Genomic DNA, 18,306 nt, shown 5'->3' with positions numbered 1-18,306 from the left:
GATACGGTTTGTTGCGTTTGTTTTTGTTGCGTTTATTGCGGAAGGAAGTTTTTGCCCATGGCTTCCTGCGGATGCTTTAAACGCTTTTAAGGATGGTAGCGCCAAGGGGTGGCAGCCGGAGGATGATATCGTAGGGTTGTCCGAACTGGCCGGGACGGGGCTTGATAACGCCTTTGTTGACCACGCCGCTGCCGTGCCAGGCGGGGGCGTCGCTGTTGAGGACTTCCCTGAAGCTATGCTTCCAGGGTATGCCGATGGGGTATTCTTCACGGGGCACGGGCGTCATGTTCAGCGCTACGAGGATCACTTTTCCATCGATGCCCTTGCGCGCATACACGAGAATGCTGTTCTCCTGGTCCGCCAGGTGTATCCATTCAAAACAATTCGGGTCGAACTGGTTTTCATACAACGCGGGTTCCGAGGTATACAGCTGGTTCAGCGCTTTCACGTACTGCTGCAATCCCGCATGGGTGGAGTGTTTCAGCAGGTCCCAGTTCAATTCGGATTTGTAATTCCATTCTTTCGTATCGCCGAACTCCCCTCCCATGAACAACAATTTTGTACCGGGATGGGTGAACATGTAGCTGTACAACAAACGGAGGTTGGCGAACTTCTGCCAGTCGTCGCCGGGCATTTTATAGATAAGCGGGGATTTGCCGTGCACTACTTCATCATGACTGAGCGGTAGCATGAAATTCTCGCTGAATGCGTACATGATGCTGAAGGTGATCTGGTTATGATACCATTTGCGGAACAGGGGATCTTTCTTAAAGTAATCCAGGGTATCATTCATCCATCCCATCATCCACTTCATCCCAAAGCCAAGCCCACCCATAAAAACCGGCCGGGAAACGCCGTAAAAGGAGGTGGACTCCTCCGCGATGGTCTGTACATCGGGGAAACGCTCGTATATGGTGCTGTTCAGATGTTTCAGAAAGGAAATGGCTTCCAGGTTCTCGTTGCCGCCGTGCTCGTTCGGCTCCCAGGTGCCGGCTTTGCGGGAATAGTCGAGGTGTATCATCGATGCCACCGCATCCACCCGCAACCCATCGATATGAAATTTGTCCAGCCAGAACAACGCGTTACTCAACAGAAAAGACCGCACTTCATTGCGCGCATAGTTGAACACATAGCTGTTCCAGTCCGGGTGAAAGCCTTTGCGCATGTCCGCGTACTCATAGGTATGCGTGCCATCAAAGCGGTAGAGGCCGTGTTCGTCGTATGGAAAATGCGAGGGCACCCAGTCCAGTATCACCCCGATGCCGGCGTGGTGGAAGGCGTCTACCATGGCCATGAAGTCCTGCGGGCTACCGTAGCGGGAGGTGGGCGCATAAAAGCCGGTGAGCTGGTATCCCCAGGAACCGTCGAAGGGGTGTTCCATGATGGGCATCAGCTCTATGTGCGTAAAGCCCATTTCCTTGACGTAGGGCACCAGCATGGCGGTGATCTCTTTATAGGAGTAGAAGACTTCGTGATTGTTGAGGTCCGGCCGGCGCCAGGAGCCGAGATGTACTTCGTAAACGGAGAACGGGCTTTCCAGCGCGTTTTTGGCGGCGCGGTTTTTCATCCAGCTGCCGTCTTTCCATTTGTATTTCAGGTTGGTGGTGACGGAGGCGGTCTTCGGGCGTACTTCCCAAAGGTTCGCGAAGGGGTCGCCTTTGCGCAGCTCCTCGCCGGAGTTGGAGCGGATGAAGTATTTGTACAGCTGCTGTTCGGGGAAGCCGGGAATGAAGCCTTCCCAGATGCCGGATTTGTCCCACCGCGGGAACAGGGTATGACTGTAGCCGTTCCACCCGTTGAAGTCGCCGATTACGGACACGAAGGCCGCATTGGGGGCCCAGACAGCGAAGTAGGTGCCATCCACGCCTTCGTAGGTCACGGCATGGGAGCCGAACCTTTCATAGAGGCGGTCATGTATGCCTTCCTGGAACAGTTGTATGTCCCGGGCGGAGAATAACGAGAAAGGCTCTACGGATTTAAGTTGGCGGAAGGGCTCTTCGTCACGTGGAATGATATTTTTTTTGCTTTGGGTCGTCATACCTTTTCGGAGCAGCTTTTTTCCAAGATAAATAAAATAACCCGCAAACTTATCGCCTGCGGGTTAAAATAAATTATCTGTATAAAAAATTACCGTTTGCTTCTGAAGCCGCCGCTGCCGCTTTTGGAAAATTCGCGGCGGGGGCGGAAACCTCCGTCTTCGCTGCCGGTCCATGTTCTGCGGCGGGGAGCGTCTCCGTAGGAAGAGCGGGGTGATTTACGCTTGTCGCCGTCCTGGGAGGTTTCGATCCGCACAGAGCGGCCGTTATATTCGATCTTTTTGAAGCTCTGCTGCACTTTTTCCACTACGTCGTTCTCTACTTCAAAGAAGGAGTATACGCCTTTCAGGTCTATACGGCCGATCTTGTTGCCACGCAGGCCGGTGTTGTCGCAGAGGAAGCGCAGCATATCCCCGCGGGTAAAGTTGTCCACCGAACCGAGGTTGATGAACAGGCGGCTGAATTTGCCGTTGCTGCGGGAGCGCATGGAGTGTTCATCTCCGCGGCGTTCTTCCTTCACGTTCAGGTCGGGAGCGTCCTGGTAGTAAGCCAGGAACTCATTGAACTCGAGGGAGGCGAAGCGGCGGATCAGGTCTTCCTTGGTGAGGTCCGCAAATTCTTCGTATATGCGTGTCATGTAGGGATCGATCTGTTCTTCGTTCACTTCCACGTTATGCACTTTGTGCACCAGCGCGAAGAGTTGTTTTTCGCATACGGCGAATCCGTCCGGCACTTCTGCTTTCACGAATTTCTTGCCGATCACGCGCTCGATCTGGCGGATCTTGCCGATATCGCGGCCGCTGATGATGGCGATGGATACACCGGATTTGCCGGCGCGGGCAGTACGTCCGCTGCGGTGGGTGTAGTTCTCCACATCGTCGGGCAGCTCGTAGTTGATCACGTGTGTTACATTGTCTACGTCAATGCCGCGGGCGGCCACGTCGGTAGCTACCAGCACCTGGATGGATTTTTCGCGGAAGCGCTTCATCACTTTATCACGCTGCTGCTGGGTGAGGTCACCGTGCAGGGCGTCCGCGTTGTAACCGTCCTTGATCAGCGATTCGGCGATCTCCTGCGATTCAATTTTGGTGCGGGTGAAGATGATGCCGAAGATCTCGGGGTTGAAGTCTACGATGCGTTTCAGCGCGGCGTACTTGTCGCGGGGGCGCACTACGTAGTATTCGTGCTCGATGTTGGCGTTGCCGCTGTTCTTGCTGCCAACGGTCAGTTCAAACGGATCGTCCATGTATTTCTGGGCGATGCGGCGAACTTCGGAGGGCATGGTAGCGGAGAAGAGCCAGGTGGTCTTTTCTTCGGGGGTGTTGGAGAGGATGCTGTTGATATCCTCCTGGAAGCCCATGTTCAGCATTTCATCCGCTTCGTCCAGCACGGCATAGCGTACTTTCTCGAAGTTGATGGCGCCGCGCTCGATGATGTCCAGCAGACGGCCGGGCGTGGCTACCACGATGTGGGCGCCGCGTTTCAGCTCACGCAATTGAAGACCGATGCTGGTACCGCCGTACACTGCAACGATGCTGACATCGCCGAGGTATTTTGAAAAGTTGTTGAGGTCGTTCGTGATCTGCAGGCAAAGCTCGCGCGTGGGGCAGAGAATAAGTCCCTGCGGCTGGCGTACTTTCGTATCGAGCTGGTGCAGCAAAGGCAAGCCGAAGGCGGCCGTTTTACCGGTACCGGTTTGTGCCAGGCCCACAAAGTCGCGGTCGCCGCCGAGCAGCACCGGGATAGCTTTTTCCTGGATGGGGGTCGGGTTTACAAAACCGAGGTCGGTAACTGCTTTCAGCAATGTTTCCTGTAAACCTAATGATTCAAATGTTGTCATAAATTGTTTTCGGTGGCCCGCTGGTTTTTTAAACAGGCCGGGTGATCAATAAGCCGGTTTGGAATCAAACCAGCTCTCCTTCCAGGTCATAGTCGAATGCCCTGGTAATTTTAACCTGTACAAAATCGCCGGGTTTCAACTTCCTGTCTGTGTTAATGATCACCTCATTATCCACCTCCACCGAATCGAACTCCGTACGGCCCAGGTAACGGCCGGATTCTTTTTTATCAACGATTACTTTAAATACTTGTCCTACTTTCTCCTGGTTCTTTTCCAGGGAGATCTCCTGTTGTGTTTCCATGATGTCCTGCGCGCGGCGTTCTTTCTCTTCCGCGGGGATGTTATCGTCCAGCGTGTAGGCGCTGGTGTTTTCCTCGTGGCTGTAGGTGAACACGCCTACCCTGTCGAACCGCACTTCTTCGAGGAAGCGTTTCACGTCTTCCACATCTTCGGTGGTTTCGCCGGGGAAACCGGTGATCAGCGTGGTACGCAGGCAAATGCCGGGTACTTTTTCGCGGATGGTGGTCACCAGGTCGAATATCTCTTTACGGGTGATCTGGCGTTTCATGGCTTTCAGCATCGGGTCCGCGATGTGCTGCAGGGGCATGTCCAGGTAATTACAGATATTTTCCCTTTCGCGCATTACGTCCAGTATCTCCAGGGGGAACTTGGTAGGATAGGCGTAATGCAGCCTGATCCATTCCAGTCCTTTTACGTCCGCCAGCGCATGCAGCAGGTCCGCGAGACGGCGCTGCTTGTAGAGGTCCAGCCCGTAATAGGTCAGTTCCTGCGCGATGAGCATGATCTCTTTTACGCCGGCTTTCACCAGCTTTTCCGCTTCGGCCACGATGGCTTCAATGGGTTTTGACACGTGCTGGCCGCGCATCAGGGGGATGGCGCAGAAAGCACAGGTGCGGTTACAGCCTTCCGATATTTTCAGGTAAGCGTAGTGAGATGGCGTGCTGAGCAGGCGTTCCCCGATCAGCTCTGCTTTATAATCCGCGTCAAAGCGTTTGAGGATAAGAGGAAGCTCCATCGTTCCAAACCAGGCGTCCACACCGGGTATCTCCGATTCAAGATCTCCGCGGTAGCGCTCGCTCAGGCACCCTGTTACGAATACTTTGTCCAGGCGCCCGCGCTGCTTCAATTCTACCTGTTCAAGAATAGTATTGATGGATTCTTCTTTCGCCTTGTCGATGAAACCACAGGTGTTTACTACTACGATGTTGTGATCGCGTTTGGCGTTTTCGTGTACTACATCAATGTCGTTGGCTTTCAGCTGTCCGCTTAATACTTCCGAATCGACCATGTTCTTGGAACAGCCTAGCGTAATAATATTAACCTTGTCTTTCTTTAATGTTCTTGTCTTCAAATAGCAATTTTTTAGGAATCCCTTTTACCGGGATTTGCCACGAAGACACGCAGACACATTTGGATTTCACAGCAGGCAAGCTGTTTTGAGTGACTATGAGTCTTGGTGGAGAAGGTGCAAAGGTAGCAATAAATATTGAGATAATAACTATTCACATTTATTTAACACCTGTTTTCAGGCGAGAATGCGCTTCATTGCTTTTTCCGCGCGTTGGTTGGCGACCTTTCGTTTGTAGTGGTACCACCATTCGGGGGCCATTTTGATGAGGAGGTTGTTCATGCTGCGGAGGCCGGCGATGTGGTAGAGGCCGTTGAGTTTTCCGGCGAGGCTTTGGTCGAGGGCACGGAGGCTCATGGCAAAGCCGCCGTCCATATACTCCATGTGGTGCCAGTAGCCGCCGGGCATGAAGAGGGTGTCGCCATGTTCGAGGATGGTGGTGTATCCCCTGGCGTATTGCAGGGCGGGGAAATTGGTTTCGTCCAGCTGCTCTGCCCAGTTCACGAAATTGGCGGCGCTTTCAACGGTCATGGGCATGCGGTAGATGAATTCCGACTGGTTGTTTTCCAGGAGGAGGACTCTTTTGCGGCCGATGAACTGGGTGTGGAAGATGTGGCTGAGATCGATGTCATAATGCATGTGCGCAACAGATCCGGCGCCGCCCACAAAGAGCATAGGGTATTTTTTGAGGAATCCTTTCACGAGGAAATCCGGCCAGGTAAAGTCGTTGACCAGCTGGGGCACGTGCTGGAAGAGGTTGAAGAGGAAGATGCGGAGCTTGACGGGGCCTTGCTGCACCATATCCAGGTAATCGGCGAACCGGATGTAGTCGTCCGCGCCGTTCACGAGGGTCTTGGCCCCTGCCCTTTCGTTATTGTAAACGCCGACGGTGGTGTCGCCCACGATGGATTTGAAATAGTCCCATGTCCATTTGCCGCGCGCGGGCCAGGCTTTTGACAATCCTGTAATGATCAAGGGTTTGCGTGGTTCATAATATTGGGTCCTGAAGTCTTCTGGGGAAATGTTCTCAACTCGATCTATGGATTGTATTTGCATAAAAGCGAATTGTTAAGAGGGTGAAACAATTTAACATTCAAATTTAAGCAATTGGTTGATTCGGCGCGCAGGGGGTCGTTTTACACAAACACAAATGCCTGTTAATCAATTTTAATCTTGATTAGCAGGCATCCTGTCTATCTGGTTAAAAATCAGCTATTAAAGACTAAACAGCGAATCCACAAACTCCTCCTTATCAAACACCTGCAGATCCTCCATTTTCTCCCCGATACCAATATATTTCACCGGAATTTTAAACTGATTCGCGATCGCCAGCACCACGCCCCCTTTGGCAGTACCGTCCAGCTTCGTGATCGCCAGGGAAGTCACTTCGGTAGCGGCGGTGAACTGCCGCGCCTGCTCTACGGCATTCTGGCCTGTGGATCCGTCCAGTACCAAAAGCACTTCATGCGGCGCATCGGGGATTACTTTATTCATTACCCTTTTGATCTTGCTCAGCTCGTCCATCAGGTGCAGTTTATTGTGCAGGCGGCCGGCCGTGTCGATGATGATCACGTCTGTTTCTTTGGAAACACCACTTTGCACCGTATCAAAAGCCACGGCGGCGGGGTCTGAGCCCATTTGCTGCTTGACGATGGGCACCCCTACCCGGTCGCTCCAGATGGTGAGCTGATCCACCGCGGCGGCGCGGAAGGTGTCTGCTGCGCCGAGCATAACGGACTTGCCGGCCTTCTTGAAATTATAGGCCAGCTTGCCGATGGTGGTGGTCTTACCTACGCCGTTCACGCCCACGACCATGATCACGTAGGGCTTTTTGCCTGCGGGTACATCAAAGTCCCGGAAACCACTGTCCGGCGCGTCTACCAGCAAAGCTGCAATTTCTTCTTGCAGTATCTTATTCAGTTCACTGGTATTCAGGTACTTGTCTTTCGAAACCCGATCTTCAATACGGTTAATAATGCGTACGGTGGTATCTACGCCAACGTCGGCAGCCACGAGGGCTTCTTCGAGGTTGTCCAGCACTTCAGCATCTACGGTGGATTTGCCTGCGATGGCCCGGCCTATGCGGGAAAGGAAACCTTCTTTCGTCTTCTGCAGGCCCTGGTCCAGGCTTTCTTTCTTTTCGCGGGAAAAGAGCTTATTGAAAAAACCCATGGGAATCAATTACAAAATTGTCAATATGGCCACAAAAATAACATATAAACACAAAAAGCCGTCCGCCTTGCGAACAGCTTTCGTGCAGTATGATTAGTAAAGCCGAATTACTTTTTGAAATACTCCGTAACGGTGTCCTTGTGGATGATCTGCTCCTTAAAGGTATAAGCACCGGTTTTGGGAGAACGCTCAGCTTTGATCACTTTCGTCCACACTTTAGATTCAGCAGCCGCCTTCGTGTCTTTTACTTTCGCGTTTTTAGAAGCTTGTTTTGCCATTTTGTATAAAAGTTAATCGTTAATTGTAAAGTGTCAATCGTCAAAGAGCTAATCGTATGAAAGCCGAACGATTAACTACCAGGCAATTAAAATTGACCTTATTTGATTTCCTTGTGTACAGTCACCTTCCGGAGGATAGGGTTGTACTTCTTCAGCTCCAGACGCTCCGGAGTGTTCTTTTTGTTCTTGTTGCTGATGTAGCGGGAAGTACCCGGTTGACCGGAGTTTTTGTGCTCCGTGCATTCCAGGATGACCTGTACCCTGTTACCTTTCTTTGCCATTTTGTATTCTTATTAAGATGATCCTTAATGAATTAGATACCTTTTCCTGCAGCACGCATCTCTTTCACTACAGCGTACAGGCCTTTTTTGTTGATCGTTCTCAGACCATCGGCAGACACTTTCAAAGTGATCCAACGATCTTCCTCCGCCAAAAAGAAACGTTTGGTTTGCAGATTAGGCAGAAACCTTCTCTTTGTCTTGATGTTCGAAAAAGATACGTGATGACCTGTAATCGGTTTTTTCCCTGTCACCTGACATACTCTTGCCATGTTCTAAAAAATTTTGGACTGCAAAAGTCGCATTATTTTATGTAATTATCAAATTAAACGGTCTGTTTTTATTCACAACCACTTATTCACTGTCTAGAAAAGTAGACAACCGCTTATCAAAGCAGTACGCCCAGGCTTTTGATAACCGCGCCCAGCCTCACTGCATCGAGGATACGCTGCTCCCCGGTACCATGCTTCAGCAATGCCTCTTCATGCGAAGTTACGCACATTTCACATCCGTTCAGTGCAGACACTACCAGGCTCACCAGCTCAAAAAACTCCTTCCCGATCACCGGGTTGGCCATGATGCTCATCCGGATGCCGGCGGGCGCCGTGGTGTAGAATTCCTTGTTCACAAAATGGCGGAAACGGTAATAAACGTTGTTGGCGTTCATCAGCGAGGTGCAGCTCACTACGTCGGCCACTTCCTTGTCGGTTGCACCGGCGGCCAGCGCCAGCTGCTCCAGCCCCTGCTGAAGAACGGGGATCTTTTCATTCACGGCTACCGCCAGACCCAGCAGATAGGCTTCCTTTTTCTCAAGGGTGCCCGCTTCGAGGGCGTTGGTTACGTTGATCTTCAGGTCTTTCAGGTAACGGGCGTCCGTGGTGGCCAGCGCCTGCAGCTTCGCGGGCGCCTCCGGCAGGCTGATGCCTACTACTTTCAGCACCTGTTGCGCCGTATCCTGGGTTGTATTGTTAGCGAACATATTGGCTTGTTTAAAAGCATACCGGATGAGGATACCTCACCCGGCATGCATAAAAAAAATTCAATTAAGCGTTGAGGGTAGCTTCTCCTTTCTGCCAGTTGCAGGGGCACAGCTCGTCTGTTTGCAGAGCGTCCATCACACGCAGCACTTCTTTCACGTTACGGCCTACGGACAGGTCGTATACGGAAGTCCAGCGCACAATGCCGTTGGGATCTACCACGAAAGTAGCGCGGTAAGCGATCTTTTCTTCTGCTTCGAGGATGCCCAGCTCTGCCGCGAGGCTCTTGGAAGTGTCCGCCAGCATGGGGAACTGCAGACCGCGGAGGTCTTCATGATCTTTCCTCCAGGCGAGGTGTACAAATTCGGAATCGGTAGAGGCACCGATCAGGATAGCATCGCGGTCTGCGAAATCCTGGTAGTGCTTGTTGAATTCAGCGATCTCGGTGGGACAAACAAACGTAAAATCCTTGGGCCACCAGAACATTACCATCCATTTACCGGAGCCTTTGATCTCCTCGGAGGTGATGTCGTAAAATTCTTTGCCTTTTTCGATGGAAACAACTGCCTTTTTAGCAAACGCCGGGAACTCCGCTCCCACTGATAATACTGCATTTTTCATGTTACTATGTCTGTTTATTGATTTAATGCTACGCTATTTTCGTAAAGCCGCCGCAAAGTTCACCCTCAAAAAGATATAAATCAAATAGATTTGTTAACATATCATATCAACTTTATCTATACTTTTTACTTTTTTCATAGATACACCTCCTTTCAAACATGCCACCAGCCATCATCTTGCATTTTCAGGGCGAAAAAGAGGTAAAAAAGGCATCTTTTTTTAACAAAACCCCGTAACCTTTTGGCACGTTATTTAGTTATATAGTTAGCAAGAATTAAAACGACAGGATATGAAACTCAGACATGTACTTTTAGCGATCCTTACGATTGGCCTTGCTTTGATTCCGTTTATCAAAAACAGCATCAACAAACAAGATGAATTTGACGCTACACAGGATTTATTCATCTAGTTTCGGCAAGTCATGATCACCCGAATGAAGGGCATCCCCGAAATTGGCAACATGACTGCAGCGGGTTCCATTGTACCGTATCTGAACAATGCCGGCCCCGGGCTGGTATAGGGCTTTGTATTGCTTGTCCGGAAAGGCGCAGGCCGATGACCGGAAAGCATCATGGAACATTTTTCTCTCAACAACATCTTACTGATAAAAAAACGGGGCGCTTGTATGGCCCCGTTTTTACATATATCAGGTATTCTCATGTATAAAATCCATCAAACTCCGCACCCCGATCATCTTGGCGGACGTATACCCCTCCGCATAAGGCACTCCCACCATCTTGCCGAGCATTTTAGCCCTGTAAAGCACGCTGTCAAAGAATCCTGGGGATGAAATATAGGTTTGCGGCTCATGGTCCTCCGCCGCCAGGAACTGCGTTTTAAAACATTTGATCGCTTCCATCTTCTTTTCGATCACCGGGGTGATATCCACTACAAAATCAGGCTGATGAAAACGGTCCTGCAGGAAATGGAACACCTGCTTGGGGCGCCAGGCTTGCTGCGGCTGGCCATTATCGGATGTTTCGATCTTCCGCAGTCCGGCCATAAAGCAGCTGTCGGCGATCAGGCGGGCGGCCCGTCCATGATCGGGATGGCGGTCGTCTATCGCATTCGCCAGCACGATCTCCGGACGGTATTTGCGGATGGCGCGGATCACGGCCAGCTGGTCTTCCCGCGTGTTCTGGAAAAAGCCGTCGGCCAGGCCGAGGTTCTCCCGTATTTCCAGTCCCATCAGCGCGCAGGCATCCTGCGCCTCTATCAATCTGCCTTCGGGCGTGCCTCTGGTGCCCAGTTCCCCTCTTGTGAGGTCTACTATTCCTACTTTAAGCCCTTGCTGCGCGTGTACCATCAAAGTGCCGGCGCAGGACAATTCCACATCATCCGGGTGCGCGGCGATCGCCAGTATATCCAGTTTCATGTCTTGAAATTTTATCGCCGCGAAGTTCGGTTATATGGCAGGATGTTCCAAATTATGGCAAGCGCCGGATAAGCAAATGACCCGGAAGCGGCCATCGCTCACTCCCTTCCCGAAGCCTTGTAAAACCCGACCTCCGCCAGCTCCACCGGCCACTTCGCCGCTTCCACGGTAAGCCTGACCCTGCCCGTGCGCACGAGGGGAAAGCGCAGCAACCGCTTATACCCCACCGTCGTAAACCCCGCCAGCCGCCGCCAGGTCTTCCCATCCCAATACTCCACTTTCGCCGCCGCCAGGCGCTGGCCGTCAGCAATGTTCTCCTGCAGCAGCATGCGGTCAAATTCCCTCTTTCCTTTAAGGTCAAAGACCACCGACCCACCTTCCGGGATGATTTCGAAGGTCTGCAATTGCCCGTCGGTAAGGGATGCAGGGACGCTCCCCGCGGCGAGGTTCGTGCGGAAGGTTTCATCGAGTATGCTGCGGAAATCCCGCAGGCTGGCAATATCCGCATCCGATATCACGCCTTTGGAATTGGGCGGTACATTCAGCAGCAGGTTGCTGTTCCGGCCAACCGAACGATAATAGATATCCACCAGCGTCTTTCCCGATTTTATCAGCGTATCATGCGCGGGATTGTAAAACCATCCGGGACGGATGGACACATCGGTTTCCGCCGGTATCCATTGTGCCCCGGCCGGATCTCCGCGATTCAGGTACGCCGGAGAAACAGCGCCGGGCAACATCCCTGCTTTGATATTGATCGTACTCCAATTGGTTTCCGACGCATTTCCCTTTTCATTGCCCACCCAGCGTACATCCGGACCGATATCGGAGAAGATGACGGCGTTGGGTTGCAGGCTGCGCACCAGCCGGAAAAAGCCGGGATAATCATAATCCATCGGCTTGGCGCCTTTCCCTTTATAGCCGTCGAACCACACCTCCGCCACTTCGCCGTAATTTGTCAACAGCTCCCGCAACTGATTCTTGAAAAGATCGTTGTAGGCAGGGGTGCCGTAGCTGGGTGCGTTTTTGTCCCACGGAGAAAGGTAAATGCCGAATTTGATGCCGTACTCCCGGCAGGCATCGGCGATTTCCTTTACCACATCGCCCTGGCCGTTTTTCCAGGGGCTGGACGCCACGGAGAAAGCAGTATATTTGGAAGGCCACAGGCAAAATCCGCCATGATGCTTCGCTGTGATGATCGCCATCTTCAGCCCCGCATCCCTGAAAACCCGGATGATCTGCCGCGCGTCAAAACCCGATGGATTAAATGTTTTCGGAGTAGCGTTGCCGTAATGGATAAAGCCGGTGGTTTCCAGCTGCTGCCATGCCAGCTGCGCTTTGGTGGGCCTCGGCGGTTCCTGCGCGAACAGTAAATGTCCGGCAAAAAGTAACAGCAGGAGGATGATGGATTTTCTTTGCATGACCAGACAACTCACAAAATCGATGCTAAAAATGAACATACGACTGTTTTTATGCCTTTGCCTGCTGCACACCGCGTGTTACGCACAGCAGGCGCTGCAACCGGGAAAGGGGCTCAATGCGTTCTTCGCAAAACTGGAAAGCGGCAAACCCGTGGTGGTCGCATACCTCGGCGGCAGCATCACCGCCGCGCCCGGCTACCGGGTACAAACGGAAAAATGGCTCCGCTCCGCCTATCCCGCCAGCACGATCAAAACCATCAACGCCGGCGTGGGCGGCACTGGCTCCAGCCTCGGCGCGTTCCGGCTCGATGCGGATGTGCTGCCACATCAACCGGACCTGGTATTTGTGGAGTTTGCCGTCAATGACAACGGCGGCGATTCGCTGACCATCTGCCGCGCCATGGAAGGCATCGTGCGAAAGATCAAAACACATGACCCGCAAACGGACATCTGCTTTTTATATACCATCAACGAGCCGATGGTGGCCGGTTTTCAAAAAGGCGTTCTCCCCGCTTCCATGCGGTATATGCAGGTGATCGCCGACTATTACGGCTTACCTTCCATCAACCTCGGATGGGACGTGCTGCGTTTAGTGGAAGCAGGGAAACTGGCGTTCCGTGGTGAACAACAAGGCAGGATCGCTTTTACGCGGGACGGCACCCATCCGACAGATGAAGGTCATCAATGTTATACCGCCACCATCAAAACCGCACTGACACAGCTGAAGCAAAGCAACCGCGCGCAGGCGGACCGCCTTCCGTCCGCCCGCTACCCCGGCAATCTTCAATATGCAAAAGTGATATCGCCGGCGGACAAAGCGGTAAAACTAACCGGTCACTGGAAACCGCTTAAAGAAATGCCGGCGTTAAAAGGATTTTTAACCGCTTACCCGGATGCTGTTTATACCGGCGATCCGAACGACAGCCTTACCATACATTTCAAAGGCTCCTATTTCGGCATCGGCGACATCCTGGGGCCTACAGTATGCGCCAGGGTGATCATATCTGTAGATGGAAAGATCATGACCCAAAACCGGTTCGACCGGCATTGCAGCTGGAACAGGCGGAATTATTTTTTTATCGATGAATTGCCGGATACGGAACATACGCTGACGGTAAAGATCGATCCGGAAAAGATTGACAAACTGAAGATGCTGAACAAGGGAGAAGATCCGGGAGATACAAGCCGGTATGCGGCATACAACTTTTACATCGGGAACATCATGCTGCCGGGCGGTCAGTAAAATCAATAAAAACGGCGGTACAGCTCAATTTCCTCGATGATCATTTCTATGTCGCGGTCATCACGCGAATTGAACTCGCTTTTCAGGTTGCCGCCGAAGAAGAAGGCTACGGTCTGGTAAACGCGGGCATTAAAGCCGCCTTTCAGCTCCCTGATGATCTCGTAACAGTTCTCGCCGGTTTCCCGGTGGATGAGCTTCATCAGCACCTTGCCCTGGTAAACGGACAGGTTTTCTAGCTTGTCGCCAAACTGGGTTTTCAGTTCTTTTTCCTTGGATGACAGGTAAGCTTTTCGTTGTTTTTTATTGGAAAAGGTATTCAGCTCCTGGTTAACGTCTTTGAGCACACGGCCGGCGGAGCGGGCGTAGGGATAAGTAACGTAAACGGCATTGCGCAGGCGCGTCCATCTTTCCCGTTCCTTGCGGAGGCGCTTCGGCAGCCTGTCCACCACCTCTACGATCGGCAGCGTAATGGAGGGCATCAGCTGTGTTCCGTTCATCACGGCCCTTACCGCCACGGAGTCGGCGCCGTTGCGCTGCTGGGCGGCAGCGGTGCAGACCAGGCAAAGGACGCACAAAGCGGTGATGATCGGAATGCGAAGCACGAAAAAAAGACGGTTTGAGATACAAGATACGAATTACTTCCGATTAGTTTCTACCTCCTGCCACCATTGTGTGATGGCCGTTTCCACGGCCGGAACATCCCGGGAAGCAAGGCTGGAGCCGATCACATGCGCCCCCGCGTTCGGGATGGGCACGGCCCGCTTCAGCTGTTCCGGCGTGCCCAGCTCACGGTGCATTTCCAGGATGGCGGAAACTTTTACCGTAGGGTCCTGCTCCTGCTCATTCTTGTAATAGTACAGGTTGAGGACGGGCTGATGTATCCGGGCGAACGTTTCTTTGGTCATCGTGTGTACCACGAGGTTTTCCAGCTCTACAACGGCTTCCAGCCTGTATTTCGTGTACCAGTATTTTACTTTTTCGGGATTTTCGGGTTTGTATTCCACGTATTTGCTGCCCTTGACCAGCCGCGCGATCTCCAGGCCCCAGGGTTCGTCTACCATGCCGATCATCGGCTCGTTGATAGCAATGTTGGGGGACATGTTGATGACGGCCGCCACATCATCCGGGTACTCCGCCGCCAGCGCCAGCGCCAGGGTACCGCCGGTGGACGTGCCCATCAGGATAACTTTCTCTCCCAGCGCCTTGCCGATCGCCAGCGCTTCCTTCGCATCTTTCAGCAAACCGCTGGCCGTCATTTGCAGCAGCGCATCGGAAGTATCTATGCCATGCTGGTCGAGCCGGGAAAGGAAGAGGTTATAACCGAACTGCCGCGCGAAATGAAGGTGCACAGGATCTCCCTCTTTCTGGCTGGCGGAAAAACCGTGCAGGTATACAACGCTGTAGGGGGTTTTACGGTGGAGGGAATCCATCCACACAATGCGCGCCTCGTTCTCCGGTTTAAGATGATACCGGGCTTCTTTCTGCCGCACATACCGGTCCGGCTCCGCCGGTACCGCCGGCAAAGCACCCTCCACAACAGGCGGCGCCGGCCTCGGCCCCAGGAAATACAGGGTGGCGAGTAATGCGATCAATATTAAAAAAGTACGAAAGAAGCGACGCATAGGTTTCAAGGATTTGGGGACTAATATAGGGAATTAAAATTGCAGCAGCCGCGCGGGCGACTGCTGCAACAGATATTTTAACGGCGGATGCGCTGGATGATGCTCATCACAAATCCGGCCATCATGGTCAATATACCGATCCATAACACATTGATATACGGGAATACCAGCGCCTTCAGCACCACGTAGTCCATCGGCTCGCGGCTTTCCTTGATCTCCAGCTCTACCTTGTTCTCGTTCGGCAGGATCTTCGTGAATTTTACGGCGAGCGAGAGAGGCGCCAGCGTATCCGGCACATTGCCCTGGAAGCTGCTGTCGCGGATGAAATATACCGGCTGCAGGTTGAAGTCCCCGTTCTCGCGGGTATGCACGTACAGCTCCGCGCCAACGGCGATATCGCCGGGCTCGGCATGGTAGTTCTTTGTAACAGGCTGCGTTTTCAGGCCGGTCAGCACAATAAAGCCTTTCGAGAAGAAAATGGTATCGCCCTGTTTGATGGTATGCGGCGTGTACGGCAGGCTGTCTGTCACCACATCCTTGCGCGGAACGGCGGTGATGTAAGTAAAGATATCCCTGGTCAGGTAATGTTTGGAATCCGGGTTCGGCGTGATGCCTTCCTGCCCCCTGACGTTGAGGTACGCATCCGGATAAAGCGTAAAACGCTCTGTGGCCGCGTCTTCCAGCCTGTCCTTCTTTTCATATTCCATGATGAAGAAGGTTTTGTCCTTATCCGCCGTACCCACGGAATCGCCCTTGTACGTCACGAAGTACGGTCCCATCTGCACCGGCAGCCCTTTCGGCAGCATCACGTTCTCGCGGGAGTTCTGGCCGCTTTCCTTGGTGAAATAGCCGGTGAGCATGCCCATGCTGTCAACGGACAATACCTGTTTTTTGGAAGAAGAGATCAGCACGCCGAGCAGCACCAGGCCGAAGCCGATGTGCGCCACGGAAGCGCCGGCGGATTTCATTTTGCCTTTCAGTCCGGTGAATATATAACCGAAGTTGGCCACCACCGCGTACACGCTGGCGAACAGCATCAGGTAAATAGCTACCAGGAAGCCCGCGCCATATTCAATATAGTTGATCCTTCCCACCCAGCCGATGAGCACGGTAATGCCCAGCGCGATCAGCGTAGGCCAGGCCAGCTTCTTCAGTACGGTATTTTTCGGCGTGTCCTTGTATTTCAGGTATTGCACAACAGCCGTCAGCAGGCCGAGGATGGACGCCAGCCATATCTGCACCTGGTTGTAGTGGAAGGTCACATCGCCGGGGGTGGCAAAATCGTCGAGGTTAAAGAGTTTTTTCAAGCCGAAGAGGTCCAGCAGCTTGTTCCACACCGGGATGGAGGTGCTGAAGGTGATCTGTATGGCGGACACCATCAGGATGAGGGCGCCCACGAACAGCCAGAACTCGCGGGAGTAGGTGCTTTCTTCTTTATGGATCTTCGGTATGTCCTTATTCCGGCGGATCAGCATCCAGAAGCCGGGAATGGCGAACACGGCCATCGATATCAGCAGCTGTCCGCTCATGCCCATGTCCGTAAACGAGTGCACGGATGTTTGTCCCAATATCCCGCTTTTGGTCAGGAAAGAGGAATAGAGCACGAGCGTGTAGGAAATGATGAAGAAAAAGAAGGTGGAGCGGAGGGCGTGACCGGAATGGCGGTAGGCGAGCAGGGTGTGCACGCCGGCCACCAGCGTGAGCCAGGGCACCAGGGAAGCGTTTTCCACGGGATCCCATGCCCAGTAGCCGCCGAATGTCAGCGATTCATACGCCCAGGCCGCGCCCATCATGATCCCCGTACCGAGCATCATGGCGGAGAACAGCGCCCAGGGCAGCGCCGCTTTGATCCATTCGCCGTACTTGCGGGTCCACAGGCCCGCCATGGCGTATGCGAACGGCACGAGCACGGAAGCGAAACCGAGGAACAGGACCGGCGGGTGGATCACCATCCAGTAGTTCTTCAGCAGCTCGTTCAGGCCGTTACCGTCTATGAATTGTTTGAACTGGAGGTAGTTGGGGTTCTGGAAAACGGGGGATTCGGGGGAATCCTGCCGCATCAGCAGGAAAGGATTGCTGCCGATACGGTGATCGCCGATATAGATCCCTAACAGCATCGACCCCATCATCACCTGCGAAAATGCGATGAAGGTCATCACCGGCGCTTCCCATTTTTTGGAGGTATTGGCCAGGATCAGCCCCAGCACGCTCTGCCACACGCTCCACAGCAGGAAGCTGCCCTCCTGCCCTTCCCAGAAGCACGCGAACAGGTATTTCGTTTCCAGGTCGCGGGAAGAGTGCTGCCAGGCGTATTTATATTCAAAAAGATGATTGGAAATGATGTAATACAGCAGTGCGAACACGGCAAAGATGGAGATCGCCTGCACGTAGAAGGACCAGCGGCCCATTTTCCGCCAGGATTCCTTTGCGGGCTCGTCTTTGGCCCTTACGCTGCAGTAATAGGCGACCGTTGCTACAAGAGAAGCTACAAATGCCAGTACGCTGAAAAAATGTCCTAGTTGTCCGGGTAACAGATGCTCCCCTATGTAATTGATCTTTTCCAAGTTAAAACAGCAGGATTTTTAATGATAAAATGTAAGCCCGCCAGCAGCGGGCTTACATACGACGATATACAGTTGTTCCTTAAACAGGATTTGGACCCTAAATATTTTCCGCGACGCTGTTGGCCGTTTGCTGATCCTTGTATTTGGAGGGACATTTCATCAGTATCTGGGTGCAGTGAAACTCCGAACCTTTCATTTTACCGGTCAGCACCAGTTCCGTGGATTTCTCGAAATCCGTGGGCCGGGTGCCGTTGAAGACCACTTTGGTCACTTCACCGCTTTTGTCTTTCATGTAAAAGCTGAAATAGTTCGCATCTGTCACGGGATCGTATATCACTTCCTTGCTTTTGTCCAGCGCACCGATCACCTTGATCTCTTTCCCTTCTTTCTTTTTTGCCGTGGCGAACGTTTCGTAGGTACTGAAATCACCTACCAGCATTACCATACCGGCTACGCAAGCCGCAATGACAACCAGTAGAATTATGCTTGTTTTCTTCATCCTTACCAGAA

17 protein-coding genes are annotated in these 18,306 nt (G+C 52.7%); 1 reads left to right on the top strand and 16 read right to left on the bottom strand.

What is annotated here, in order from left to right; genetic code table 11:
- Positions 1 to 76: 76 nt before the first annotated feature.
- From glgB to CCY01nite_RS22525, 12 genes are all read right to left on the bottom strand, one after another.
- Positions 77 to 2,038, bottom strand: a complete 1,962-nt coding sequence (gene glgB, locus CCY01nite_RS22580; RefSeq protein WP_146866497.1) for a 1,4-alpha-glucan branching protein GlgB — start codon at positions 2,036 to 2,038, stop codon at positions 77 to 79.
- An 89-nt stretch (positions 2,039 to 2,127) separates the two neighbouring features.
- Positions 2,128 to 3,876 carry a DEAD/DEAH box helicase gene (locus tag CCY01nite_RS22575; RefSeq protein WP_146866495.1) on the bottom strand — a complete coding sequence of 583 codons (1,749 nt, stop codon included), beginning with the start codon at positions 3,874 to 3,876 and terminating at the stop codon, positions 2,128 to 2,130.
- Positions 3,877 to 3,940: 64 nt separating this feature from the next.
- Positions 3,941 to 5,248: a 30S ribosomal protein S12 methylthiotransferase RimO gene (rimO, locus tag CCY01nite_RS22570; RefSeq protein WP_146866493.1), complete on the bottom strand. Its 1,308-nt coding sequence runs from the start codon at positions 5,246 to 5,248 to the stop codon at positions 3,941 to 3,943.
- Positions 5,249 to 5,422: 174 nt separating this feature from the next.
- Positions 5,423 to 6,301: a cupin-like domain-containing protein gene (locus CCY01nite_RS22565; protein WP_146866491.1), complete on the bottom strand. Its 879-nt coding sequence runs from the start codon at positions 6,299 to 6,301 to the stop codon at positions 5,423 to 5,425.
- Positions 6,302 to 6,460: 159 nt separating this feature from the next.
- A complete protein-coding gene (gene ftsY, locus CCY01nite_RS22560; protein ID WP_146866489.1) occupies positions 6,461 to 7,417 on the bottom strand; it encodes a signal recognition particle-docking protein FtsY in 957 nt (318 codons plus the stop codon).
- A 107-nt stretch (positions 7,418 to 7,524) separates the two neighbouring features.
- Positions 7,525 to 7,695 carry a DUF4295 family protein gene (locus CCY01nite_RS22555; RefSeq protein ID WP_146866487.1) on the bottom strand — a complete coding sequence of 57 codons (171 nt, stop codon included), beginning with the start codon at positions 7,693 to 7,695 and terminating at the stop codon, positions 7,525 to 7,527.
- A 98-nt stretch (positions 7,696 to 7,793) separates the two neighbouring features.
- Positions 7,794 to 7,976 carry a 50S ribosomal protein L33 gene (gene rpmG / locus CCY01nite_RS22550; RefSeq protein ID WP_074238941.1) on the bottom strand — a complete coding sequence of 61 codons (183 nt, stop codon included), beginning with the start codon at positions 7,974 to 7,976 and terminating at the stop codon, positions 7,794 to 7,796.
- Between the two features lie 32 nt (positions 7,977 to 8,008).
- Positions 8,009 to 8,245 (bottom strand): 50S ribosomal protein L28, encoded by a 237-nt coding sequence (gene rpmB / locus CCY01nite_RS22545; protein ID WP_146866485.1) that lies wholly within the window; start codon positions 8,243 to 8,245, stop codon positions 8,009 to 8,011.
- A gap of 116 nt (positions 8,246 to 8,361) precedes the next feature.
- On the bottom strand, positions 8,362 to 8,952 hold the full coding sequence (locus CCY01nite_RS22540; protein WP_146866483.1) for a carboxymuconolactone decarboxylase family protein: 591 nt from the start codon (positions 8,950 to 8,952) through the stop codon (positions 8,362 to 8,364).
- Positions 8,953 to 9,016: 64 nt separating this feature from the next.
- Positions 9,017 to 9,571 (bottom strand): peroxiredoxin, encoded by a 555-nt coding sequence (locus CCY01nite_RS22535; RefSeq protein ID WP_146866481.1) that lies wholly within the window; start codon positions 9,569 to 9,571, stop codon positions 9,017 to 9,019.
- A gap of 646 nt (positions 9,572 to 10,217) precedes the next feature.
- On the bottom strand, positions 10,218 to 10,946 hold the full coding sequence (gene bshB1 / locus CCY01nite_RS22530) for a bacillithiol biosynthesis deacetylase BshB1 (RefSeq protein ID WP_146866479.1): 729 nt from the start codon (positions 10,944 to 10,946) through the stop codon (positions 10,218 to 10,220).
- 98 nt (positions 10,947 to 11,044) lie between these two features.
- Complete coding sequence (locus CCY01nite_RS22525) at positions 11,045 to 12,367, bottom strand: alpha-L-fucosidase (protein WP_146866477.1); 1,323 nt, start codon at positions 12,365 to 12,367, stop codon at positions 11,045 to 11,047.
- Positions 12,368 to 12,398: 31 nt separating this feature from the next.
- Between CCY01nite_RS22525 and CCY01nite_RS22520 the strand changes: the two genes are divergently transcribed.
- On the top strand, positions 12,399 to 13,610 hold the full coding sequence (locus CCY01nite_RS22520) for an SGNH/GDSL hydrolase family protein (protein WP_186831207.1): 1,212 nt from the start codon (positions 12,399 to 12,401) through the stop codon (positions 13,608 to 13,610).
- Positions 13,611 to 13,612: 2 nt separating this feature from the next.
- On the opposite strand, the gene CCY01nite_RS22515 is transcribed toward CCY01nite_RS22520, so the two are convergent.
- The 4 genes from CCY01nite_RS22515 to CCY01nite_RS22500 all read right to left on the bottom strand — a co-directional run bounded on the left by CCY01nite_RS22515 (position 13,613) and on the right by CCY01nite_RS22500 (position 18,295).
- Positions 13,613 to 14,212, bottom strand: a complete 600-nt coding sequence (locus CCY01nite_RS22515; RefSeq protein ID WP_246130009.1) for a DUF4294 domain-containing protein — start codon at positions 14,210 to 14,212, stop codon at positions 13,613 to 13,615.
- A gap of 33 nt (positions 14,213 to 14,245) precedes the next feature.
- Positions 14,246 to 15,232, bottom strand: coding sequence for an alpha/beta hydrolase (locus tag CCY01nite_RS22510; RefSeq protein ID WP_146866473.1), 987 nt, complete (start codon positions 15,230 to 15,232; stop codon positions 14,246 to 14,248).
- Positions 15,233 to 15,309: 77 nt separating this feature from the next.
- The gene (gene ccsA, locus CCY01nite_RS22505; protein ID WP_246130008.1) at positions 15,310 to 17,796 is read right to left on the bottom strand and encodes a cytochrome c biogenesis protein CcsA; all 2,487 of its coding nucleotides are present in this window, start codon (positions 17,794 to 17,796) and stop codon (positions 15,310 to 15,312) included.
- 97 nt (positions 17,797 to 17,893) lie between these two features.
- Positions 17,894 to 18,295, bottom strand: a complete 402-nt coding sequence (locus CCY01nite_RS22500; protein WP_146866471.1) for a cytochrome c maturation protein CcmE domain-containing protein — start codon at positions 18,293 to 18,295, stop codon at positions 17,894 to 17,896.
- Positions 18,296 to 18,306: the final 11 nt, after the last annotated feature.

Source organism: Chitinophaga cymbidii (assembly GCF_007992715.1).
In the GTDB taxonomy this organism is placed as follows: Bacteria; Bacteroidota; Bacteroidia; order Chitinophagales; family Chitinophagaceae; genus Chitinophaga; species Chitinophaga cymbidii.
This window is presented reverse-complemented; position numbering and strand designations above follow the sequence as displayed.

Excerpts from the sequence above, each read along its gene's own strand:
- CCY01nite_RS22575 (WP_146866495.1), bottom strand. The coding sequence starts at position 3,876 with ATGACAACATTTGAATCATTAGGTTTACAGGAAACATTGCTGAAAGCA.
- rpmB (WP_146866485.1), bottom strand. The coding sequence starts at position 8,245 with ATGGCAAGAGTATGTCAGGTGACAGGGAAAAAACCGATTACAGGTCAT.
- CCY01nite_RS22535 (WP_146866481.1), bottom strand. The coding sequence starts at position 9,571 with ATGAAAAATGCAGTATTATCAGTGGGAGCGGAGTTCCCGGCGTTTGCT.
- CCY01nite_RS22525 (WP_146866477.1), bottom strand. The coding sequence starts at position 12,367 with ATGCAAAGAAAATCCATCATCCTCCTGCTGTTACTTTTTGCCGGACAT.
- ftsY (WP_146866489.1), bottom strand. The coding sequence starts at position 7,417 with ATGGGTTTTTTCAATAAGCTCTTTTCCCGCGAAAAGAAAGAAAGCCTG.
- CCY01nite_RS22565 (WP_146866491.1), bottom strand. The coding sequence starts at position 6,301 with ATGCAAATACAATCCATAGATCGAGTTGAGAACATTTCCCCAGAAGAC.
- rpmG (WP_074238941.1), bottom strand. The coding sequence starts at position 7,976 with ATGGCAAAGAAAGGTAACAGGGTACAGGTCATCCTGGAATGCACGGAG.
- CCY01nite_RS22500 (WP_146866471.1), bottom strand. The coding sequence starts at position 18,295 with ATGAAGAAAACAAGCATAATTCTACTGGTTGTCATTGCGGCTTGCGTA.
- CCY01nite_RS22510 (WP_146866473.1), bottom strand. The coding sequence starts at position 15,232 with ATGCGTCGCTTCTTTCGTACTTTTTTAATATTGATCGCATTACTCGCC.
- glgB (WP_146866497.1), bottom strand. The coding sequence starts at position 2,038 with ATGACGACCCAAAGCAAAAAAAATATCATTCCACGTGACGAAGAGCCC.
- CCY01nite_RS22520 (WP_186831207.1), top strand. The coding sequence starts at position 12,399 with ATGAACATACGACTGTTTTTATGCCTTTGCCTGCTGCACACCGCGTGT.
- bshB1 (WP_146866479.1), bottom strand. The coding sequence starts at position 10,946 with ATGAAACTGGATATACTGGCGATCGCCGCGCACCCGGATGATGTGGAA.
- CCY01nite_RS22540 (WP_146866483.1), bottom strand. The coding sequence starts at position 8,952 with ATGTTCGCTAACAATACAACCCAGGATACGGCGCAACAGGTGCTGAAA.
- CCY01nite_RS22555 (WP_146866487.1), bottom strand. The coding sequence starts at position 7,695 with ATGGCAAAACAAGCTTCTAAAAACGCGAAAGTAAAAGACACGAAGGCG.